Here is a 5,269-nt window from a genome sequence, read left to right as displayed (position 1 = left end):
CACCTCATCACCTACGTCAACGGACCCGACAACCGCCTCTGGTCCGTCGACCCCAAGGGCCCCGGCTGGATCAAGTTCGACGCCACCCTCTCCGGCACCGCCCTCGCCGGCAACCCCTACACGATCGTCAACCCCGCCGACAACCACCTCATCACCTACGCCCGCGACACCAACAACACCCTCTGGTCCGTCGACCCCAAGGGCCCCGGCTGGACCAAGTTCATCGGCGGCCCCACCACCATCACCTCCTGACACAAGACCGTCTCCGGCGGCGTCCAGGCCGCCCGCCGGCCACCGCCGCAGCGCCCGGCCGCCGATCCCTGACACGTTCGGCGGCCGGGTTTCGGCGTGCGGCTACGCCGGCTCGCAGGCGTCGATCTCCTGGTAGGCGGCCGCGACGGCAAGCACCCGGGCGATCTCCTCGCGGGGGGTGCGGCCGCCGGCGGCGGTGTCGAGGGAAGCCGGCAGCGCGGGGGCGGGCAGGTTGCACGCCCGGTGCCGGACCGCCGCGCGCAGCCAGCGCGCCTCGGTGCGGGCCGGGTCGTCGCACGCGGCGGGGACATCCGCAGGAGGGCCGTCCGCGGAGCGTCCGGCCGCAGACGGCGTCGCCGGGGTGTCCTCCCGGAGGACGAGGACCGCGTCCCGGATGGCGAAGGCCCGGTGCGCGAGGTCGACCGAGCGATCGCCCAGGGTCAGCAGGTCGCGCAGCCGACTGTTCGGGGTGCCGAGCACCACCTGCGGGACGGCGGCCGCGACGTCGGTCCACAGCGGGTGGAGCCGCCAGAGCGCGTACTGGTCGCGCAGGTAGTTCACCAGGGTGCGGGCGGGTGGCACGGCGACGCCGAGGACGAACAGAATGATCATCACGGCGGGCAGCAGCTCGCACACCGGGTCGGTCAGCGGTACCGGCTTTCCGTCCGCGTCGAGTTCCGTCGCGTTGCCGCTGCTGAGGACGAAGTAGAAGCGGTAGAGCGTGTAGACGAGACCGGTGGCGCTCGCGCAGGCCAGGCAGGTGACGCCGATGCGCAGCAGCCCCGGCTGGACGCTCGCACGGTTGGACCAGAAGAGGGCGGTCGCCCGCGCGGCGGCCACCGCGAAGACGGAGTTGAACACCCCCAGGTAGAGGTCGACTCCGGGGTCGCCGTAGTGGGCGTCGATGCCGAAGGCGCCGTCGTAGTCGTGTGGGAGGGCGAAGAGGAACAACACCGTCAGGGCGACGCCGGCGGCAACGGTGACCAGCAGCCGAGCGCGCGCGGCCCTGGGCCGTTCCGGCCGGTGACGCACGGCCTGCACGTACTCCAGTACGAAGTAGGCTGCCGTGACGCCGGCGAGGTGCTTGATCAGCAGTGTGCAGTCCCGGATACCGGTGACGTCCGCCAGCGCGGTCGCGACGCCCTCGGGCCGGACGGTGAGCCCGACGGCGATCGCTGTGACGGTGCCCCAGAGCGCGCGGTTGGCCCGGCTGGTGAAGGCCGAGGGTGTCCGCCAGAGCGCGACGCCCCAGACGAGCACGGGCATCAGCCAGGTGAACAGCGGGCGCATCAGGTCTTCCTCCAACGGGGCGGGCGTATCGGGTACAGCAGGCTCTCCGCCAGGCGGTCCGTGCCCGAGCCGGAACGGGAGCCGTGGTGGGCGGCCGGGCCGGACGGGTCGAGCAGGTCGGCCAGCAGAAGGGCGATCATCTCCGCCTCCTGCTCCTCGGCCGTGTGGTAGCTGGTCCGTCCCGCGCCCAGCACCTGGGCGATGACCTCCGGAGTCAGGTCGGGGAACAGCGCGGCCAGTCGGGACAGCTCGAACGTCCCGGTGTGACCGCACAGGACGTGGCCGAGTTCATGGAGCTTGATCAGATCCTGGTGCGCCGCACTCGTGCGGTCCTCGTAGTAGACGACGTCGACGCTGGGCAGCGCTATCCACAGACCACAGGGCAGATCAGGGCCGAGTGCGGGCATCGGCTCAAGGACGATGGGCCGCCCGCGCTCGCGCTCCAGTGCGGCACGGAAGCCCTCGACCGTGAAGGGGTCGGGCAGGCTGAGGCCGGCCAGTCGCCGCGCACAGCGGCGGCGCAGGCCGCGGGGAAACGCCATGAATCGGGGCTGTTCCTCGGGACGGGGCGAATGGGACGGAACGGGCGGGGCGGGCGGGGCAGGTCGGAGCAGGCCCCGGGGAAGGCTGGACACCTCAGCTCCCGTCGGCCGGACTCGCTCCCCGCTCGTCCGCGTCCTGTTCGAGCTTCCGGAGGTTGTCGGCGAGGCTGAGGAGCACCCGCAGACTGCCGTCCGAGAGCGCCGAGGCGCGTTGGACGAGGCTGACCACCCCGTCGTTGCCGAGGGCCTGCCGCAACTCGCCGATGCGCTGCAACTGGTCGAGTTGCTCGTCGATGACTTCGGCCTTGGCGTCGTCCAGGAAGTAACCGGCTCCGGCGCTGATACCGAAACCCCGGCCCAGCCAGTCGAGTGTGTCCACAGTGGGGTTGGAGGCCTGGCCCTTCTGGTTCAGGCCGAGGTGGAGGTTGCGGATGGTGTCCCGGGAGATGACGTCCCGGCCGGCCAGGCGGTTGATCCGGTCGGCGAGCTCCCGGTACGACGGAGGGCGCCCGGACTTCGCCTCCTCCCGCACCATCAGTCGCTCCAGCCGGCGGGCGATCGCCGAGGCGCGGTCCGCCAGGTCGAACGGTCCGCTCGGTCCGCCGGTTGCTGCTGCCGTCACCTCTGTCCCCTCCTCGGGCCCCGCCACGATACCGCCGACACTTCGCCGGACGGTACCCGGGAAGGCGTCGGCCCGAGGCCCTCTCGGCGCGCAGGACCTCGACGGCCTCCTCCGCATGCCTGGCCCGCTCCAGGACCCGGGAGATCAGCAGCAGCACGTCCCACCGGTCCGTCCGGCCCGTTCCGCGGAACTCACCGCACCGCTCGAACACCGCGTCCTCCGTACGCTGCATACGCTCCGCTTGAATACCCTGCTGCTGCACGATCACCCGTCTGGCAGCTTGGTCAAGCTCGATCGCTACCTGCACAACCGGACGGACGGCATGATCGGAGCGCTGTCTCACGCGATTCGTGGGGCCGCGATCGACGCCATCCTCAGCGGCACGGAACGCGTGATGAAGGAAGCGATCGACGCGATCCTGTTGGACCATGCCGCAGAGACCGCGACTTCTCCGCTGAACACGGCGGTCGGCGGGTGACTGCGGCCCCGGAACCGCAGCTGCACCGGCTTCCCATCCAGGTCCGGCCACCTCCCGGAGAACCGGCCGACTCCTTCATCCGGCGCCTGGCGCAGCGCCCTGATCCCCGACGCCCGCGCCAAGGCCACGCTCGGCGAGCGCGCGGCCGCCCAGCTTCTGCACCTGCGATCGGCAACCGTCCCGGTACCGGTCCTCGCCGGGGCCGCCGCGCTGATCGCCCCGCAGCTGGACGACCCGGACCCGGCCACTCGCGAGGCTGCCGGCGCCGTCCACGCCCGCCTGCTCACCGCCATCGAGGACGCCCCGACCGGCCGGTAGCCGCCCCGATGTCCCAGCCCTGTCCTAGCGCCCCCGCGAAGCACTTCCACCTGGCGAAACAGGGTGGGACAGCCCAAGGACCGTCCCGACAAAACGCCCGGAACGGACCCCTGAGACACGGGCTGGGACAGCCCCGTCCCAGCCCGGCGAACCGGTCGGCGGCGGTCCCGACACAGGTGACTGGCCCGGCTCAAGGAAGTTTGACGGTGTCTGAGCGAAGTTCGGCCGACTCCTGGCGGCCGAACGCTTCAGCCGGTGGGTTGAGTGTTCGGTGTCGGTTGCTGCGTCGAGTTGCCTGCACGGCTGTCGAGCGGTGGCGTGGGCACCGGCTCCGAGATCGTCCGCATCCAGTCCGTCCGGCCCGGAGTCCCTTCCCGCAGCCGGTCCCGGGCCGGCCAGGTAGCCGCCAGATCGTGGTGGCCGGGGAAACGCGGGCCGGGGACCGTCTCATGGATCGGTTCACCGTTCAGCCAGCAGATCTGCCAGGCGGCGGTCTCGGTGTCGAGAAGGCAGCACACCCCGCCGCTCGCGGCGGTGAGTCCGCTGAACACCTCCCGGATGCTCGCGGACCGCTCGAACGCCAGACTCATTCCCGTCGTGGCCGCAGTGAAGCGCAGCGAAGCGTAGTCGGGGTGCCACCAGGACGTGAACTGGACCGTGAGGTAGATGTATCCGACCGCCAGCCTCCCGCCCTCGTCGCGTTCCCCGCGGCAGGTCTTGGAGAACTCGCGCATCGCGTCGTCGTCGACGCCGCACATGATCGCGGTGTCGAGGTGGAGTGTGCTGCCGTCCGAGCAGTTGACCGGCTCTCTCCTGAAGTTCGAGGTGAACGGAAGGACCACCCGATCACCCCCGGGCAGGGTCACCGTGATCGGCGGCAGTGGACGCGTCCTCGGCGCCAGCGAAGCGAGCGCGGTCAGTGCTCGGGCAACGTTTCGGGGAGGAACGACGATCTCGTAGCAGTAGTCGATCCCCATGCACTCCGCCTCTCGCCAGGACGAGCCGGATCTTTTCACAGCACGCCCGAACCGGGCGCGGGAATTCTTGGCCGCGAGGACAGCGCCGGCGACGAGAACTCCAACGCCCGCATAGAGGGCCGCCTCTGAACCTGGAGGTCAAACTCCGATGAGACAAGCCGTTGCCGGTCAAACCTCGGTGAGACTCGCTCCGGGGTCACCTGTCCCGGAGAACCACGCGGCTCCTCAGGCATCGAGCTCGTGCGCGGACGTGGCAGCGCCGGCCGACGAACCGCTCCCCTGGGGTGCAGGCCGCGGACCGCGGGCCCCCGCATCCCGGGGTGTGCCGGTCAGCGGGCCAGGGTCACCGTCAGCGTCTCCTCCGGGCAGCCGCCCGCCAGGTGCTCCATCGCCTCCCGCTCCCGGTCATCCACGGACAGGCGCCAGCGGGTCTTCACCGCCGTCCAGTCCGTCAGGTACGTGCAGCGGTAGGAGACGAGCGGCGGCAGCCACTCCGAGATGTCCTTGTCCGCCTTCGCTCGGTTGCTGCGCGCGGAGACAGCCACCAGGGACCGGCTGTCGCCGAGGTCGTTGGCGTAGGCCTCCCGCTGGCCAGTGGTCCAGGCCGAGGCCCCGAATTCCAACCGTGCTGTAGTCGTTGGACTCCTCGACCGCAGCGCTGTTTTGTGGGCCAACGATTTTCCGGTAGCCCGGTCACTGAGCCTTTTCAGAGCGGTCACCGATCGGGTGACGGCGGTGCTGTCGGCGCCTGGGCATGACGAACGGGGCTCTCGGGCGGTTGAGGGAGGTG

At 70.8% G+C, this 5,269-nt stretch carries 7 protein-coding genes; 2 read left to right on the top strand and 5 right to left on the bottom strand.

Annotated features, from left to right (window positions below; translation table 11 throughout):
• On the top strand, positions 1-252 hold a 252-nt coding region (locus tag ABT048_RS40810), incomplete at its 5' end, for a hypothetical protein (RefSeq protein WP_350526716.1).
• A 102-nt stretch (positions 253-354) separates the two neighbouring features.
• Here ABT048_RS40810 and ABT048_RS40805 read toward each other — a convergent pair.
• The 3 genes from ABT048_RS40805 to ABT048_RS40795 all read right to left on the bottom strand — a co-directional run bounded on the left by ABT048_RS40805 (position 355) and on the right by ABT048_RS40795 (position 2,706).
• Positions 355-1,542: an MAB_1171c family putative transporter gene (locus ABT048_RS40805; protein ID WP_350526715.1), complete on the bottom strand. Its 1,188-nt coding sequence runs from the start codon at positions 1,540-1,542 to the stop codon at positions 355-357.
• A complete protein-coding gene (locus ABT048_RS40800) occupies positions 1,542-2,084 on the bottom strand; it encodes a hypothetical protein (protein ID WP_350526714.1) in 543 nt (180 codons plus the stop codon). The genes ABT048_RS40805 and ABT048_RS40800 overlap by 1 nt, the downstream gene beginning before the upstream one ends.
• A 94-nt stretch (positions 2,085-2,178) precedes the next feature.
• Positions 2,179-2,706: a hypothetical protein gene (locus ABT048_RS40795; protein WP_350526713.1), complete on the bottom strand. Its 528-nt coding sequence runs from the start codon at positions 2,704-2,706 to the stop codon at positions 2,179-2,181.
• A 241-nt stretch (positions 2,707-2,947) separates the two neighbouring features.
• Between ABT048_RS40795 and ABT048_RS40790 the strand changes: the two genes are divergently transcribed.
• The gene (locus tag ABT048_RS40790) at positions 2,948-3,184 is read left to right on the top strand and encodes a hypothetical protein (protein WP_350526712.1); all 237 of its coding nucleotides are present in this window, start codon (positions 2,948-2,950) and stop codon (positions 3,182-3,184) included.
• A gap of 566 nt (positions 3,185-3,750) precedes the next feature.
• On the opposite strand, the gene ABT048_RS40785 is transcribed toward ABT048_RS40790, so the two are convergent.
• Together ABT048_RS40785 and ABT048_RS40780 are read right to left on the bottom strand one after the other, a co-directional pair.
• Entirely contained in the window at positions 3,751-4,479 is a 729-nt protein-coding gene (locus tag ABT048_RS40785) for a hypothetical protein (protein WP_350526711.1), read from the bottom strand.
• A gap of 329 nt (positions 4,480-4,808) precedes the next feature.
• The gene (locus ABT048_RS40780; RefSeq protein WP_350526710.1) at positions 4,809-5,102 is read right to left on the bottom strand and encodes an HNH endonuclease family protein; all 294 of its coding nucleotides are present in this window, start codon (positions 5,100-5,102) and stop codon (positions 4,809-4,811) included.
• Positions 5,103-5,269 lie beyond the last annotated feature (167 nt).

This window comes from Kitasatospora sp. NPDC096140 (assembly GCF_040303045.1).
Taxonomy (GTDB): Bacteria; Actinomycetota; Actinomycetes; order Streptomycetales; family Streptomycetaceae; genus Kitasatospora.
This window is presented reverse-complemented; position numbering and strand designations above follow the sequence as displayed.

What these genes read in the sequence shown, in the direction of transcription:
- ABT048_RS40805 (WP_350526715.1), bottom strand. Translation starts at nt 1,542, where the DNA reads ATGCGCCCGCTGTTCACCTGGCTGATGCCCGTGCTCGTCTGGGGCGTC.
- ABT048_RS40800 (WP_350526714.1), bottom strand. Translation starts at nt 2,084, where the DNA reads ATGGCGTTTCCCCGCGGCCTGCGCCGCCGCTGTGCGCGGCGACTGGCC.
- ABT048_RS40785 (WP_350526711.1), bottom strand. Translation starts at nt 4,479, where the DNA reads ATGGGGATCGACTACTGCTACGAGATCGTCGTTCCTCCCCGAAACGTT.